The sequence below is a fragment of the Hungatella effluvii genome (assembly GCF_003201875.1).
Classification (GTDB): domain Bacteria; phylum Bacillota; class Clostridia; order Lachnospirales; family Lachnospiraceae; genus Hungatella; species Hungatella effluvii.
Genome location: NZ_QJKD01000008.1, coordinates 18,831 through 33,910 on the forward strand (window position 1 = coordinate 18,831; position 15,080 = coordinate 33,910).

Annotated in this window: 14 protein-coding genes and 1 pseudogene; 1 reads left to right on the forward strand and 14 read right to left on the reverse strand. The window is 45.0% G+C overall.

Going from position 1 to position 15,080, the window contains the following annotated elements; genetic code table 11:
• Positions 1–7: 7 nt before the first annotated feature.
• The 6 genes from DFR60_RS15770 to DFR60_RS15800 form a co-directional block, all read right to left on the reverse strand.
• The gene (locus DFR60_RS15770) at positions 8–1,117 is read right to left on the reverse strand and encodes a response regulator transcription factor (RefSeq protein WP_110323753.1); all 1,110 of its coding nucleotides are present in this window, start codon (positions 1,115–1,117) and stop codon (positions 8–10) included.
• 651 nt (positions 1,118–1,768) lie between these two features.
• Positions 1,769–3,316: a glycoside hydrolase family 1 protein gene (locus tag DFR60_RS15780; protein ID WP_110323755.1), complete on the reverse strand. Its 1,548-nt coding sequence runs from the start codon at positions 3,314–3,316 to the stop codon at positions 1,769–1,771.
• A 1-nt stretch (position 3,317) separates the two neighbouring features.
• On the reverse strand, positions 3,318–4,625 hold the full coding sequence (locus tag DFR60_RS15785; protein WP_110323756.1) for a PTS sugar transporter subunit IIC: 1,308 nt from the start codon (positions 4,623–4,625) through the stop codon (positions 3,318–3,320).
• A gap of 11 nt (positions 4,626–4,636) precedes the next feature.
• Positions 4,637–4,939, reverse strand: coding sequence for a PTS sugar transporter subunit IIB (locus DFR60_RS15790; protein ID WP_110323757.1), 303 nt, complete (start codon positions 4,937–4,939; stop codon positions 4,637–4,639).
• Between the two features lie 50 nt (positions 4,940–4,989).
• Entirely contained in the window at positions 4,990–5,325 is a 336-nt protein-coding gene (locus DFR60_RS15795) for a PTS lactose/cellobiose transporter subunit IIA (RefSeq protein WP_110323758.1), read from the reverse strand.
• A gap of 1 nt (position 5,326) precedes the next feature.
• Entirely contained in the window at positions 5,327–7,243 is a 1,917-nt protein-coding gene (locus DFR60_RS15800) for a BglG family transcription antiterminator (protein ID WP_110323759.1), read from the reverse strand.
• Positions 7,244–7,416: 173 nt separating this feature from the next.
• On the opposite strand from DFR60_RS15800, the pseudogene DFR60_RS15805 reads away from it, so the two are divergent.
• Positions 7,417–8,245 (forward strand): annotated as a pseudogene (locus tag DFR60_RS15805) (IS91 family transposase); the annotation flags it as partial.
• 478 nt (positions 8,246–8,723) lie between these two features.
• Here DFR60_RS15805 and DFR60_RS15815 read toward each other — a convergent pair.
• The 8 genes from DFR60_RS15815 to DFR60_RS15850 form a co-directional block, all read right to left on the reverse strand.
• Positions 8,724–9,431, reverse strand: a complete 708-nt coding sequence (locus DFR60_RS15815; RefSeq protein WP_110323761.1) for a flavodoxin — start codon at positions 9,429–9,431, stop codon at positions 8,724–8,726.
• Positions 9,432–9,434: 3 nt separating this feature from the next.
• Positions 9,435–10,148 carry a DUF4405 domain-containing protein gene (locus DFR60_RS15820; RefSeq protein ID WP_110323762.1) on the reverse strand — a complete coding sequence of 238 codons (714 nt, stop codon included), beginning with the start codon at positions 10,146–10,148 and terminating at the stop codon, positions 9,435–9,437.
• A gap of 277 nt (positions 10,149–10,425) precedes the next feature.
• On the reverse strand, positions 10,426–10,836 hold the full coding sequence (locus DFR60_RS15825; RefSeq protein WP_110323763.1) for a cupin domain-containing protein: 411 nt from the start codon (positions 10,834–10,836) through the stop codon (positions 10,426–10,428).
• An 18-nt stretch (positions 10,837–10,854) separates the two neighbouring features.
• A complete protein-coding gene (locus DFR60_RS15830; RefSeq protein WP_110323764.1) occupies positions 10,855–12,174 on the reverse strand; it encodes a prolyl oligopeptidase family serine peptidase in 1,320 nt (439 codons plus the stop codon).
• Positions 12,175–12,186: 12 nt separating this feature from the next.
• The gene (locus DFR60_RS15835) at positions 12,187–12,924 is read right to left on the reverse strand and encodes a flavodoxin (protein ID WP_243005089.1); all 738 of its coding nucleotides are present in this window, start codon (positions 12,922–12,924) and stop codon (positions 12,187–12,189) included.
• A complete protein-coding gene (locus DFR60_RS15840; RefSeq protein WP_110323765.1) occupies positions 12,921–13,649 on the reverse strand; it encodes a flavodoxin in 729 nt (242 codons plus the stop codon). The genes DFR60_RS15835 and DFR60_RS15840 overlap by 4 nt, the downstream gene beginning before the upstream one ends.
• Positions 13,650–13,745: 96 nt before the next feature.
• A complete protein-coding gene (locus DFR60_RS15845) occupies positions 13,746–14,516 on the reverse strand; it encodes an EFR1 family ferrodoxin (RefSeq protein WP_243005090.1) in 771 nt (256 codons plus the stop codon).
• A gap of 21 nt (positions 14,517–14,537) precedes the next feature.
• Positions 14,538–15,071 (reverse strand): flavodoxin family protein, encoded by a 534-nt coding sequence (locus DFR60_RS15850; protein ID WP_110323767.1) that lies wholly within the window; start codon positions 15,069–15,071, stop codon positions 14,538–14,540.
• Between the last annotated feature and the right edge of the window lie 9 nt (positions 15,072–15,080).

Genomic DNA, 15,080 nt, shown 5'->3' on the forward strand with positions numbered 1-15,080 from the left:
GCATTGCTTACTGCTCTCTGTTTTCCAGCCACTTATATAACTGGAAGCGGCTTTTTACTCCACACTTGGTATAGATATTCTGTACATGCTTCTTCACCGTATGATAGCTGATCACAAGCTCGTCGGCGATGGCCTTGTAGGTCAGGCCGTTGTACATGAGCTCTGCCACCCGCTGCTCCGCCTGTGTCAGCGGCAGCATGGTTCCGGAGCCTTCCAGCAGCTTTCCTTCTTCTTTCCTGGAGATGGTAATCCAGTGATACCGGTCGATGATTCCGTTGGAATAGCTCTGATCGTACGTATAGATTGTAAAAATATAATTTTTAATTACCCGTGTCTGGACCCGGTCGGCCGTAAAATTGTCCTCCTCGCCGCCCAGTAAAAACGGCAGCCAGCTGCACGGTGTGGTCGTACTGATCTGTTCGGCGATGGAAGGGCCAAGAATCTCTTTTAAATAGCTCTGAGCCGTCTTGTTATAGCTCATAATATGCATAAAGTCATCCGTGACAAAATAGGCCTTTTCACCGGATGAAATGATCTCACTCTGAATATTTGACACGATCTTGGCCTGCTCGTATTTTTTGAAATTCTTATAGGAATTGGCCACATAGACGTAGATTTCATTCAGTGCCTCAATTTCCTGATCCGTAAAATCTCCGTTCTCCAGACTCTTAAAAAAGGCGACCTGGATATAGGCGTTAATGCCGAATGCCATCGTAACGCTATAATGCGCATGAAAGTTTTCCTCCAGAAAACGGACATAGGCGGAGTGGGTATAATCGACAGGACTGATGACGTCTGTGGATTTATACAGTCTTGGTATCACATTAAAGTAAGTCAGATGGTCACGGACCGCGTCCTGATAAACCACATGCCTGATGACATCATTTGCAACAAATTTCCTGTATGGATGCTCTTCACAGTCCAGCAGGATTCCGTTCCGATTGATCCATGAAAGAAATGTTCCATGTGTATCGAAATAGGATATCAGCACATGCTTTAAGCCGAAATTTCTATCCAGAGAATCCAGCAGAACGTTGCTGAAAAATTCACGTGCCGAAATCTGATGTTCCGCCATTTCCGAGAAAAAATTCATCTGGCCGGCATTTTCGTATTTCATGGTTTCTTTCCCCCATTTTTCGTTTCGGATTGCTCTCTTATGCGGTAAGGCAGCTTCCCTCCACCTTACCATACTCCAAATACATGTAGAAATTATAGCATGAGAACCAGGAACTCTCAAGCGAAATTGATGCTGCCTTTAACATGGAAGTTTGACACCTCATTCATACAAAAATAGCCCGTAGGCCGCCATAGGACCATCTTTTTTTGTCAAGCTCTCCTATGTAGATACCATTGGAAAATCCACAACCAGAACGATCCGTAAACTTGGAACATTAAAAGATTTATTAGTTAAACACGGACCCACACGGGAAACCAGGCCTATATCGTGACACAGTCAATCAGGGAGCCTGCCGATTTGAGATTGGAAGGAAATATTAGCTTTCGTGGACGGTAGAAATAATTTTTTTTCTAAGATCCCCAAAAAGGAAAAAAGACTATATTTCAAAACGAAGCAACACCGCTGTAACCCCCTTATAGAATGGGAATTACAGCGGTGTTTAATTCTTTTAAAATTGTGTGTCAATAATATTCCTGGTGCAATAGTGTCTCATAATAGTATCAATGTTATTGCACTCAAGAAAGTGCCTCCGGCACTTCAGCTCCCCTGGCCCCTCATCAAGGAATGAATGTGCTGAATGCCACCTTTATATCAAAGTTTCGCACCGTTTGAGGCAATTACATCTTTATACCAGTCAAATGATTTTTTCCGATACCGCTGATAACTTCCATTCCCCACATCGTCGCAATCCACATAGATAAAACCATAACGTTTGCTGATCTGGGATGTGGACATGCTGATGATATCAATCGGCCCCCAGGAGGTGTATCCCATCAGTTCCACCCCATCCTCCAGAACCGCCTTTTTCATTTCGCTTAAATGCTGGGTAAAATACGCAATCCGATAATCATCCTCAACTGTTTTTTCCTCAGTCAATACATCATGGGCACCAAGACCATTTTCCACAATAAACAAAGGCAGCCTATATCTGTCATATAACTCAATTAGGGAATACCGCAATCCTACCGGATCAATCTGCCACCCCCAGTCACTGGATTTCAGATATGGATTACGAATCCCTCTGGCAGTGTTGCCGGCGGTTTGTTCTAATCCGGATTCGGTACTGGCGACCATTGACATGTAGTAACTAAAAGAAACAAAATCAGCCGTATGTTCTTTTATTAATGCCATTTCTGCCGCGGTCCGTTCTACCGTTATCTGCTCCCGCTCCCATTCCTGCATGATAAATGCCGGGTATTCGCCAAACACCTGGACATCCGTGTAAAAAGAGTTGCGGCGATTTAACTTCTGGGCCAACAGCACATCCTCTGGCTTGCAGCTGTAAGGATAGATGGTAAGTTTCGTGAGCATACAGCCCATCCGGGACCCCGGAATTATCTCATGGCAGAGTTTCGTCACCATAGCACCTGCTGTCAGTTGATAGTGCAGTGCCTGAAAAATCACTTCATTTAACTGCTCCGGTGCAAATCGATCTGGAACAATTCCGGCGGTTGTAAATGGGTGGCGGAAAATACTGTCAATCTCATTGAAGGTAATCCAGTACTTCACATCCTTCTGGTAGCGTCTGAACAATACTTCACAAAAGCGTACAAAACAATTTATTGTCTCCGGTTTCGCCCAGCCATTATACTTCTCCACCAATCCCATCGGTATTTCATAATGAGACAGAGTAATCAACGGCTCGATCCCGTATTTCTTTAATTCATGAATCACATCATCATAAAATTTAAGTCCTACTTCATTTGGTTCCTTCTCATCTCCCTGGGGAAAGATCCGGCTCCATGCCACAGAAAAACGCAATACTTTAAAACCCATTTCGGCAAATAATTGAATATCTTCCCGGTAGTGGTGGTAGAAGTCAATTCCCCGTCGTTTAGGAAATTCCCCAGCTCCTTCCACTCCCATTGCCCATCTGATATGTTCATTGGTAATTGCGGTCTGCTTCTTAAAATCCTTCACATCTACTGCCGGTTTAAATAAAGCCATATCCGCCACAGACAAGCCTTTGCCATCTTCCAGATATGCACCTTCACACTGGTTGGCGGCCAGTGCGCCTCCCCAGAGAAACCCTTCTGGGAATGACTTGGCGTCAAGCTGCTGCAGGTTTAGATTGTCCCAGCTCAGACCGGCAACCTTGGATTGTTTCTGCTCAGACTGTTGTGTCTTAAACTGACTCATCTCAGGCACCTCCGCACTGCTTCTCCAGCTCTTTATTGGCCGCTTTTACAAACGGTGTGTAAATAACGAAGCAAACAGTCAGAATAATTAACTGTACCAAAATTGCCCGCCAGGTTCCATAGGCAACCAGAGCGTTGATGAACAGTGGCAATCCCCATGGTGTTGCCACCGAGTTGCAGACGAGGAGACCGGAAGAACAGGCAGAGAATGAAATCGCTGCTGCCGCACAGCCGGAAAGCACAAACGGAACACACATAATCGGGTTCAAAACAATCGGAAGGCCGAAGATAATCGGTTCATTAACTCCAAAAATCCCAGGAACCAGTGAAACCTTGGCAATCGCCCGATAGTCCTCCCGCTTTGAAAAAGCCAGGATGGATAGGATCAGAGACATTGTGATTCCTGATCCAGTCATAGTGATAAATACCACCCACAGAGCACCGGTAAATGGTTCTGTTGCCAGTTGTCCTGCTTCTACCAATGCCACATTGGTAGCCAGTGCAGCCGCCGTCAATGGGCTGCGCAACGGAGCAATTAACTGATTGCCATGAATACCAATACACCAGAACAGCAAAGAGGTAAAGGTCATCGCAACAACCCCGAAAGGCGTATTGATTACCTGCTGCAGCGGGATCTGAATCACCTTATAAATAATCTGAGTCAGATACATTCCACTGAAGGAAAGAATAATATGGCCAATGATCGCAATGGCAAAGATCACAATCGTGATTGGAATCAAATCGTTAAAGGTATTGGCGATATTCTTCGGCACCTGGGCCGGCATCTTGATCTTAATCTTATCAATCTTGCCGAGCTGAAAGAACAGCTCAGAAGCCAAAATCGAAACAATAATTGCAGTAAACAAAGCTTCTGAGTTTGTTGATACCGCGGGTAATACATTTTTCACAGTATGTACGGTTTCATCAACTTTTAAGGAACCAGTAAGCGGCGAAACCGAAAGGTATGTCACCACGCAGAGCAGTGCGTTGGTAATCTGGTTCACCTTATTTTGTTTTCCATATAAGAAACCCATAATTGTAGCAATAAAAACCGCCATCAGATTCATCGTCACATAGTTGATCGAGCTGAACATCGGTGACAATCCCTGCAGCCAGGCAAGCGCCGGGAATTTGGCCAGCCCGGTCGCCGGGCTGCATAAGATGGTGTTAAACAATGTTGCAAAGGAACCCACGATAATAAATCCCATTGAAGCCATAAACGTGTTCTTAATTACATTAAGATGCTTATTATTATCGAATACCACTGCAATATCCGACAGCTTTTCCGTAAACGTATCCATAAACCCCATAACTCATCCCTCTACTTTCCGAACAATTCTTCTGCCTGTAAAATAATCCCTTCCACATTCATTCGTCCATAGTCCATTGGCTTGATCACGGCTACCGGCGCTTTGCCGTCAACGATTTTTGTGATTTTTTTCAGCATATGCTGAACCTGTGGTCCTAACAAAAGCACATCAAAATTCTCCAATTCATTGGCAATAACCCCCTGATCAACTGCCCAGATGGTATAATCCTTCCCCTGACTCTGAGCATAGTCCTTCATTTTTTCGACCAGCAGACTGGTGGACAGTCCCTGAGCACAAGCTAACATAATTCGCATAAATACCTCCATCTTCCCCGCCCGTTGGGCAGTTCGGTTAATTTGTTTGTTTATTTTGTCTGGTTATTTTTTAATTCACTGATCATCCGGTATAAATGGATCATCTCGGCAGCATTCTCCTGAGCCATCATTGCCATGGTCAGATGATCCTGGGAATGAACCAGGATAATATTGACATCAACAGGCTCTCCTTTTGCTTCCTGTGTGATGATATCAGTCTGTCCCTGATGGGCTTTTCGCATCTCCAATTCGGCCTGCACCAGGTATTCTTCGGCTGCTTCAAAATCGAATTGCCTGGCCGCCTCGACCGCTTTCATGGACTGGGCTCTTGAATTCCCGGCATTCATGATAATTTCAAATGCACCTAAATATTTATTGTCTTCCATTTTATTCTCTCCTGTTATCTATTTCGAGTTCAATTCCGGCAAGTATCTCTTCCAACACGGAAAACTCCTGCTTCTGCAGCAATTCATGGATATAACCGGAATTAAGCAGCAATTTGGAAGTGACCTGATAGAATCTCTGTAAATCTCTGTTTTCTTTATTTTCAATTGCTGTCAAAAAGACAATTTGAACCTCTCTGGTGCCCCATAAAACCGGCTCCTTTAAAATCCCAACACAGACAAAGGTAGTCTCGCTGAGTGCTTCAAAGGGATGTGGCATAGCAGCCAGATTACCAAAATCAGTGCTTGATAAATGTTCCCGTTTCATCACAGATTCAAAAAATCCAGGGGGCATCTCCTGCCTTTTCTCAATATGCTGGCACATATAGGACAGAATCTCCTCCTTCGTCTTAAAATCAAGTCCGGTCAGAAAAAATTCCGGACAGTAATACCGCCTGACACTCCCGGCACTACGGTTGGTCAATACCTTTTTAACCACTTTGATATCCTGCTCTTCCAGGAAATATTCCACTTCCTGAATCGGCACCGGTACCCGGATGGGAATCGGCACAGTTGTGAATATGTAGTCAAACTGCGTCAGATCCTTCTGGGCGATATGATTGACATCGCAGGCTTCAATATGATTGATATAGCTTCCGAATTCCTCCTGATAGCGGTAAAGCATCAGTTGGGCACTTCCTTTTCCCGATGCACAGACCAGCAATACATTCTTTTTGGCAATCCGGGACTTTTTTCGTTCCAGTGCCAAAGCAAAAGCCAGCGCAAAATATCCGCTCTCATCCTCACTCAATTGTTTCTGACAGTAGGTGGCGATGATGCTGCATGCCTGAAGCGCCATCATATAGGCAAGTGCATAACGTTCTTTGATTTCTCTTAGCATCGGGTTCTTTAATTTCAATCCATACTGCAGCCGGATGGCGAGTGGCACGATATGCTGGCACAGGGACATCCTGAGTTCCAAGTCATTGCGAAAATCAAAATGGAAGGCTTCATACACGGCCTGCAGCATGTCTGTCACCAGACAACTGATCTCATGGCTGATCACCAGATTGCCTGTATCTGACTCCCGGACTTCCATAAACTGTTTGCCAGCCAAATGGATGGCAATATAGTGCTGCTCCGCCTCGGGAAAGCGGAAGGAAAAACGCTGTTCCAACGCTTCTACCAACATCTTTGCCGCTTTCATTTCTTTTTGCAGTTCCGCCATCTGTATCATATCAACCGACAGCGGAATATAATGACCATCTTCTACCCGCTTTATCGCAATGAAGATATGCACCACCAGATTCTGAAATGCCGGTTCCGACACATAAAGGTTACTTTCCTGGAGGCTGGCTCTGACAATCTCGGCAATCTGTGAAAGGATATCTGTTTCCTCACAAGGGTTCCGGTAACCGGCCGCGTAGGTAGCGATACATAGACGAAGATGCATTTCGTCGCCTTCCACCTTGATGCCGTATCCAGGCTTTTTCTTTAAAGTTAAGTTGTATTCTGCCAGCAGTTTTTCTACTGTCTTCATATCATCTGCCAATGTCCTTCTGGATATATAGAGCATCTCACTCAAATCCTCGGTTTTGACATACTCCGAAGCATTCAGCAGATAATCCAGCACATAGCGGATCCGCTCCTCCGAAGAGTTGGGCAGAAACTGTTCCTGCTGCTGTTCCTGTATGGATCGGCAGAAGGTTTCAAAGCAGGAGGGTTCATCAATCCGCAGACAATATCCATTGCCGCGTCTTACCTCAATTCTGGCTCCGTTGGCCGGAAGGAGCTGACTCAAGTTTTTTATGGCTGTCCGCACCGTACGATTGCTGACATTAAGAAGTGCTGCCAATTGATCTGCCGTGAGACAGGATGCGCCCTGCAGAGCTGCTAACAACTGACGTTCTCTTTTCTCCATAAGTTCTTCCTCCTTTATGCGATACCACCTTCAGTAGTATGAAATTATCATAGCAAATTCATTGATTGAACTCAATGAACAGTTTTGCCAGTTGCTTGTGGCAAAAGCTGCAAAATGAACCATTTTACTATCCAGTTGATTTATTTTATGTAATTGTCATATCCTAGGCACAGCGCATGTTCCACAACTTCAATAAATCCGACTCCCTCATTCCCGGGTTTTATCTGTGTTCTTCATACCTTTGGACGCGACTTGAAATGGAATCCTCATATTCATTGTCTTATCTCCGAAGGCGGCGTTGGTTCTTCCCTTTCCTGGCGCAGGGTTACTCACTTTCCTTTTGCTTTTCTGCGCTTTTCCTTCCGGACAGCTCTTCTTAACTTACTTCACTCACGGCCTGGCGATTCTTTTAAGCAGGTGAAAGCTTCCATTTATCATAATCACAAAGATGGGTTTTATGTCTATGCCGAATCCAAAGACTGCAAACCCGACACCGTCCTGAAATACATTGGCAGATACCTCGGACGGCCCGTCATTGCCTCCTCACGCATTGACTCTTATGATGGCGATACCGTTACGTTTCACTATAACAGGCATGAAGACAATGCTCTTGTCACCGAATCGATTCCTGCTATGGAATTTATTTCCCGACTAATCCAGCACATCCCAGAAAGACAGTTTAAAATGATCCGCTATTACGGCCTGTACGCCAGGCATAAAGAGCAGGACAATAAACTTCACCGGGTTCTTTCAAGGGAAAAGCACAGGTTTCTTTTAAGTTTTCATAAATGGCGGTCTCTAATCCTTTCTTCTTTTGGTTATGATCCTTTAAAATGCCCCTGCTGTGGGTGCATCATGGAGGTAGTGGAAGTCTATTACAACCACAAACCGGTCTCTCTGCTGGAATTATACGAAAGGGCTATGAGGGAATACAAATGCCGGCCGCCTGCACAAAAAAACTATACAGCCCACTCCTCCCATGCTAAAATCAAAGCATCTTAACTTTGATTGGAGGTGGGCACTATTACTAACAAAGAACTTGCAGAGAAACTCCGCATAGAATATGCGAAAAATCCTCCGGACGGAATGACCGCTGCCGAAATCCTGCGCATGAAGGATGAAGCTCTTCTTGATATGGATTATTTTCTTCACGAAAATGTATTTGGCGAAGATGATGGAAGTGATGGCTTTTTTATATTTTAGTCCAGTCCATCGTCTGTTTTTGATGCTCTGCAAAAGCAGAGCATCAGGTTTACATAAACCGTTCCACACAAGAACTTTCCTGTTATACAAAAAATATGCCAGATGGGAGCAGAGCCATATCCCTCCTGCGTCAGCCATCCAGCATATCATCTATCTAAAAATGGTGGGTTGATAATCATAAGCTGTCAGAATAACATACATCTAACAAAAGGATAAACAACTCTGCTTACAATTTCCTTTCATCAAACTTCATAAAAATGAACACATTACTTCAATTCTATTTTATCAAGCCATTCTCCGCCAGCCATGCTGTAATATCTTCCGTATCCGACGCCCCGGCAAACAGTCCTTCATGAACAACAGCGTCACCCGCACAATCCCGGATAAAGTCCATAGATTGCTCAAACTGTTCTGTATCCATAGAAGCAGACTGGGAAAATGGGTAAATATCAATGTTACTTAAATCATAGCTCTCCAAAAATGTGCCGATTACCATAGGAGCCGAATGCCACCAGATAGGATAACCAATAACAATGCGGTCATATTCCTCAACAGATGCAAGAGGATTTTTTATTTCCGGCCTCTCATTATTATCTTTCTCCGCTTTGGCAACCTCTGTCGTCTCCGTATAATCATCCGGATATGGGTTAAGCGGAATAATTTCATACGTCGCACTGTCTGTCTGCTCTGCAATATACTTTGCAATTTCCTCCGTATTACCGGAGCGGGAAAAATATACAACCAGTGTCTTGCCGTCCCCTTCCATGGGTTCTGCAGGCTCGGATTCGTCGGTTTCTGATGTTTGCGGTTCTTCCGATGCTTTCTGTGCTGCAGCCTCCGTCACAGCCTGTGTTACATCCTCCGTTGCAGCCTCCGTCACAGTCTGTGTTGCTTCCGGCGTGCTGTCTGGCGCCTGGTTTTTGCCGCAGGCGGCAAGGCCAAAGGCCATCGAAAGACTCAATAATATCATAGTTAATTTTTTCATTGTTTACGCTCCTTTTGGTAAATCAAATCCGTTTTTAGCAACACTTCCTCTGCCCTTATAGCCGAGAAGCAGTCTCCCCAGATAATGACCAATAAAGACAAACAATCCCATTATGAACATATAATCTATTAAAAAAAGAGCAAGCGGTTCTTCAAAGTCAAAGAACACAAATTGGTTTTCAAGAAACATATAAGTTCCCACATCCCGTTTTATAAAAGCATAGATTCCATATCCGGCAATCGCTATGGCAATTCCACGGGCAGCCGGTAAAATAATCTTAGATGACTTCACATGAAGCCGTTTTGCCATACCCACAATCATATTCCAGTGCAGTCCCAGATGTAATGACATCAGTACGAACCCCCAATAAGCACAGAGCAGGTGTAAAGTTCTTGAAAAGCCGCGGCCGCCGTTGATTGGCAAAAAAGTAAACAAATGGTTTGATAGGATAACGCCACTTATCACAGAGCCGATCATGGTAAAGCATATGATAAATACAAGCAATGTCTGCAGTACCCGAAAAGCTGTATACGTTCCACGAAATAAATTTTTGCTCCATTTTACGTTCCACACATGATGCAGTATAAAAAGTACAAACATTACCATACCCACATATTCATGGAACGCGCTGCTGATCAGTTCATAAGTCATGAGCAGTAACAGACACACCGTCATGCCTATATCCGTCAGCATCTTTAGTTTCATCTTGGGTTTCATTCAGTTTCCTCTCAGTTCTGCCAGTATGTCTTATTTATTTAAGCGTTTCAATCCAGTGATCTACCTCGCTTTCCGGTGTTACAAGCAGCCCAAACTGCTTTGAGCTAAACTGGATTGCTTTGCTGTTTTCAACAGGCGAACCTTTGCATGCGTTCCCCATATCCTGCAAAGTGTGACCCGGCCAGCCCGCATGTGTCTGAAACGGAATCACCGTTTTTCCCTCCAGGCTGTTGGAATTCAGGAATGTTAAAATATAGTAATATCCTTTCTTTCACAATCAGAGTTTGCTATAATCTTCATCCAAAACAGGCTCCATCCATTCACAGGAAGAACCTTCTGCTGTCACCTCAACAGCCAGGTGTGAGAACCACTTGTCTTTTGCCGCTCCGTGCCAATGTTTAACCTCCGGCGCTATATCCACTACGTCTCCTGGGTTCAGCTTTCTTGCAGGTTTTCCCCATTCCTGGTACCACCCCTGCCCTCCGGTAACAAGCAGAATCTGCCCACTCTTATGATGAATATGCCAGTTATTCCGGCAGCCTGGTTCAAAGGTAACATTTGATATCGGTCCCCCTTTGTCGGTTAACGGCTGTAAATACGCGGTGCCCTGAAAATACTGGCTGAACTTTTCCGGAAGCTCCTGGCCCGCCGGAAATATACTTGGATTATTTTTTACGATTTCCTTCATGATAAAATCTCCTCTCTATTACTGTTTGTGTTGTGAAAGCAGCCATCGGACAATCGTCCTGTCATTGACTGCATACTGACCGCCCACATGATAGTTATAAATTCCCTGGCGGTTAAAATACAGGTTATCCGGCATATTGATTACTGCCAGTTGTTCAATTTCATTTTCAGTCAGACCTCTATCGGCATAGCCATTACGCAAATCCGTATACGATTTAAGGGTCTGTTCTGAGCCATAATATTCATCGTTCCCAGCTATAAAAAAGTAGATTGGCAACCGGTTCTCTATTACATTGCTAAAATCTCCATTCCACTTTGAACTGCAATGCAGGTAAGCAGAATATAAATCTGACCTGACATTCAGAACACGGGACATGGTTTCACCGCCAGCCGAATATCCCATGGCATAAACACGTGTGGTATCAACAGAATAAGTTTCTAAAAAATACTCTGTCAGTTCTATGACCTGTCGGGCTGATTTTTCTCCCCAATCCTCCAACTGCGGGGACACCACAATCATGTCATCAGGCTGTTCCGTCCATACAAGCGAACTGCGGTCTGTAAACAAATTTACGCCAATCGTCTCCAGCTTCAGAGAGTGAAGCAGTCCATTGTAACCGGGAAGCACAAGAATCATCGGATAACGCTTTTCATGGTTATAGTCCTCCGGAATGAAAACGCTGTAATGCACATCTCCGTCTTTTCCCTGGAGAACATTATTTATTGAGAATCCCTGAAACTCCGGCCAGCCAACATTTTCAGACCGGAGTACAGGAAGGGTGCAAGATGGTTGGACCGTCTGCCCCCTGGCATTCAGGGCATCAAAGTTCTGCCGAATCTTCACCCCTGAATAATCGGTGCGAAGCGTATGTAAATAGCTGGAACTTTGAAAATGGAGCGCCATACCCGCTGTACTTTCCGGCTGCCAGGGTTCGGACTCATCGGGTTCAGGGTTTTCAACACGGGAAAGCTGAATAATTACAAACCTCCCGGATGACTGATTTTCTCCCTTATTAATCTCCCGTTGGTTATTCATATAGACTGCTGTTATTTCACGGGTTTTTCCGCCTGCTTCATCATCTGTAAAAGTGTAGAGTGTTTTAGGATCACTGTCTGGCAGAACAATCTCATCGCTGTACTCAACCGTAATCGTATCCAACATCGTATAGGTGGGGTAAACAGCCGCATTTGCTGAAATTCTTTTAATTCCACTTTGAATAGACTGCGCTTTTATATCTGCGATACTGTCAGCCCCAGCCTGGGGAATGCCGCAGGATGACAGAAGGATACTTAGAGCGGCCGCTATCCAGGCAATTTTGTGTTTACCAAGTCTGTTCATACTTGTCTATCCTTAATATTCAAGGTTTTGAACCCACTCCGTAACAATACTTTCAGCGTTGTCAAGTTCGTCCCAATAAACCGTTACCGGATCATCAATGACTGTGGCTCCCGGTTCCAGTTCTTTGATGGTGGAGACGGTTCTGGAAGCGCCGCTGCCGCCGTGCGCTACAAAGGGAATCATTGTCTTGCCGCTGAAGTCATATTCTTCAAAAAACGTATACATAGGCATTGGCAGGTCCGCATTCCAGTTTGGATAGCCGATAAAAACAGTGTCATAGTCATCCAGATTTTCAATGTGGGTGGACAGTTCTGGTCTTGCATTATCACTTTTTTCTTTGGCCGCGAATTCAAGCAGGTCGTCCATGTTGTCCGTAGGATATTTTTGAGCTGTTTCAATGGAAAACAGCTCCCCGCCGGCATTTTTCTGGATAACATGCGCCATATACATAATGTTTCCAAAGGTTCCATCATCCGACTGCTTGCGGCTGGCTCTTGAAACGGCGTCAACTCCATCCTCCATCGGCAGGGTAAAGTAAGCAATCAGGATATTTCCCTTGCCGGTATCCTGTGTAGGGCTGTCCCCAGCGCTTTCATTGGCTGAACTGCTTAAATCAGAAGTTTCTGCGGTGACAGTGCTGGCGGCGGTGGATGAACGGCTGGCTCCATTGGCCTGGGAACACGCGGACAGGGATACCATGGCAGCAACGGATACTATGATGGATGTAAGGACTTTTTTGTAATCTTTCATTTTGTCTCCTCCTGAATTCCAGATAGATTCAATGACTGAATCCAGTTTGTAACATCGTTTTGGGCTTCTGCAACATTATTTCTCGAAATGGAAAGACCGTCTTTTATCATTGTTGCTTCCGGTTCCAGCTCGGCAATCGTATCTACCGTCCGTGAAAGTCCGCTTCCGCCGTGGGTAACAAAAGGTATCACGGTTTTACCGCTAAAATCATACTCCTCAAAAAAAGTATAGAGGGGCATTGGCAGATCCGCGTTCCAGTTTGGATATCCAATAAAGATTGTGTCATACTCGTCAAAATTGTCTATATGTGCGGCAAGCTCCGGCCTGGCATTTTTCTCTTTTTCCTCAAATGCAAATTCTAAAAGAGGATCATGACTTCCCGGATATTCCTGCTTGGTACTGATTTCAAATAAGTCTCCGCCAACAGACTGATGGATTAGCTGGGCAATATACTGTGTATTTCCCAATATTTCTTCATCTACGACCACGCGGCTTGCGCCAGCTATGGTATCCACTCCATCTGTCTCCGGTACAGTAAAGTAAGCAATTAACACTTCTCCATGTACAGCCTCTGGTTCACTAAGTGGCATGTCATCTGATAATTCCTGGCTTCCCGCAGAGCTTGCGGACCTTTCAGTGCCGGCCCTGCTGCAAGCAGATAATGTAATAATCAGTATGGAAAAAATAGCCACCACCTTCATCCATCTGCTTTTCTTTTTTGTCATTTGCCATCTCCTTTCGATTGTGCTTTATATATTGAAATAAATGCAAAACGGCTGCAGAAAACGCTGCCATAGCGTTCCTCCGCTGCCGTCTGCGATTTATTGCTCTCGGTTATTTGCTGCTATGATATCCGATAGAGCGATATGCTCGTTGCGATAGCGGGCATTAGGGTTCATTTCCGGAATATTAAGCTGAATGGCCTTGTGGGGGCAGTGGTGGATACATGCCATACAAGTCTGGCAATGCTCCGGATCTTGCACAGCTTTCCCATTTTCTATCCGGAAACAGCCTGCCGGACAGACGCTCACACAGAGACCGCACCCAGCGCAGCGGTCTGTAATCCGATACAGATTCTTAAACGTATCGGGAGGAAGTTTCGCGGTGCGCTCCAAATACATCTGATGGGCCTGACGATCCTCCGGCATGGCCGGCTGGATAAAATGTATGCGGGAATTAATATCAGATAACGCAGCCGCAATTTGTTCATCCTCTTTTTTATCTATCTTTTTCTGTTCGTCCATATCAAATGCGGGAAGATAGTTATCCACCATCCTTATGGTGTTGATGTAGGCCGGCTTTAAGCCGTACCGCGCTGCTGTCTGTTCCGCCAGTTCAGCCGCGCCTCCATGTCGGTTGCCGTAAGTCAGAAGTATGTATAAGTAATCTGTTTTAAAGGTTGATTTTCTCATGAAATCTTCAACCATGGGCGGAACCTCATGACCGAAAATCGGGCATACAATGCCAATCGCTTCATCTTCAAACACAGGCTCCTGATTGTCAATAATCTGCGGAATGCTGATTGGCATTTTATCAATCTGCCTTGCTACATACAGGCTGTTTCCCGTAGCTGTAAAATAAAATAACATCATATTCCTCTTTTCCTTTTGATATTAGCAGTTTCTGCCAAGGGCGTATGCTTCCTCCATGGCCGGTCTGCCCTGAATCTCTCCTACATGAAACGCAGAACCGTAAACCTTGCCTTTTACCACAGAACCCGGCACGCAGTTCACAAATCCCTGCATGTCATTCATCGTACATTCCATCACATGTGCTCCATCGGCCGCCGTTGCGATAAAATAGAACTCTTTGCTTTTCAACCGGCTTCCGCCCGCCAGAGTACGGTCAATCATGATCTTGAGCTGTGCGCAGATGGAATAATAGTATACGGGTGTGGACAGTACAATGACATCTGCCGCAATCAGTTTTTCAAGGATTTCTCCCATGTCATCCTTCTGGACACAAACCCCGCCATTGTTTAAGCAGGCTTCGCAGGCGATACAAGGCGCGATTTTTTTGCCCTTAAGACATATTTTTTCCACCTGGTGTCCCGCTTCCTCTGCTCCGGAAATAAACCGGTCGCAGAGAAGTTCCGAATTTCCGCCCTTACGCGGGCTGCTTACAATTACCAATACTTTCTTAGCCATATTCGTCTC

Coding starts and splice junctions, on each gene's coding strand:
- DFR60_RS15770 (WP_110323753.1), bottom strand. CDS start 1,117: ATGAAATACGAAAATGCCGGCCAGATGAATTTTTTCTCGGAAATGGCG.
- DFR60_RS15780 (WP_110323755.1), bottom strand. CDS start 3,316: ATGAGTCAGTTTAAGACACAACAGTCTGAGCAGAAACAATCCAAGGTT.
- DFR60_RS15785 (WP_110323756.1), bottom strand. CDS start 4,625: ATGGGGTTTATGGATACGTTTACGGAAAAGCTGTCGGATATTGCAGTG.
- DFR60_RS15790 (WP_110323757.1), bottom strand. CDS start 4,939: ATGCGAATTATGTTAGCTTGTGCTCAGGGACTGTCCACCAGTCTGCTG.
- DFR60_RS15795 (WP_110323758.1), bottom strand. CDS start 5,325: ATGGAAGACAATAAATATTTAGGTGCATTTGAAATTATCATGAATGCC.
- DFR60_RS15800 (WP_110323759.1), bottom strand. CDS start 7,243: ATGGAGAAAAGAGAACGTCAGTTGTTAGCAGCTCTGCAGGGCGCATCC.
- DFR60_RS15815 (WP_110323761.1), bottom strand. CDS start 9,431: ATGAAAAAATTAACTATGATATTATTGAGTCTTTCGATGGCCTTTGGC.
- DFR60_RS15820 (WP_110323762.1), bottom strand. CDS start 10,148: ATGAAACCCAAGATGAAACTAAAGATGCTGACGGATATAGGCATGACG.
- DFR60_RS15825 (WP_110323763.1), bottom strand. CDS start 10,836: ATGAAGGAAATCGTAAAAAATAATCCAAGTATATTTCCGGCGGGCCAG.
- DFR60_RS15830 (WP_110323764.1), bottom strand. CDS start 12,174: ATGAACAGACTTGGTAAACACAAAATTGCCTGGATAGCGGCCGCTCTA.
- DFR60_RS15835 (WP_243005089.1), bottom strand. CDS start 12,924: ATGAAAGATTACAAAAAAGTCCTTACATCCATCATAGTATCCGTTGCT.
- DFR60_RS15840 (WP_110323765.1), bottom strand. CDS start 13,649: ATGACAAAAAAGAAAAGCAGATGGATGAAGGTGGTGGCTATTTTTTCC.
- DFR60_RS15845 (WP_243005090.1), bottom strand. CDS start 14,516: ATGATGTTATTTTATTTTACAGCTACGGGAAACAGCCTGTATGTAGCA.
- DFR60_RS15850 (WP_110323767.1), bottom strand. CDS start 15,071: ATGGCTAAGAAAGTATTGGTAATTGTAAGCAGCCCGCGTAAGGGCGGA.